This is a genomic window from Flavobacterium aureirubrum (assembly GCF_038739835.1).
In the GTDB taxonomy this organism is placed as follows: Bacteria; Bacteroidota; Bacteroidia; order Flavobacteriales; family Flavobacteriaceae; genus Flavobacterium; species Flavobacterium aureirubrum.
Genome location: NZ_JBCGDO010000130.1, coordinates 1 through 294, shown reverse-complemented (window position 1 = coordinate 294; position 294 = coordinate 1). Strand labels below are relative to the sequence as shown.

The window sequence follows — 294 nt, the reverse complement described above, 5'->3', positions numbered from 1 at the left end:
ACAGAAAAAACGTGAAAGACAAGTGTGATGTTTCCTGCGTCAACATGACAAAAAGAGAGAATTCATTACTTTGTCATTCTGAGGAACGAAGAATCACACTCACTAATCACAGACAAAACGTGAAAGACAAGTGTGATGTTTCCTGCGTCAACATGACAAAAAGAGAGAATTCATTACTTTGTCATTCTGAGGAACGAATAATCACACTCACTAATCACATAAAAAACGTGAAAGACAAGTGTGATGTTTCCTGCGTCAACATGACAAAAAAAGAGCATAGAAAATAAAAACCAT

At 35.7% G+C, this 294-nt stretch carries 1 protein-coding gene; it reads left to right on the top strand.

What is annotated here, in order from left to right; translation table 11 throughout:
* Window positions 1–287, top strand: a 287-nt coding sequence (locus tag WFZ85_RS16235; RefSeq protein WP_342697281.1) for a hypothetical protein, incomplete at its 5' end; no start/stop codon positions are given.
* Between the last annotated feature and the right edge of the window lie 7 nt (window positions 288–294).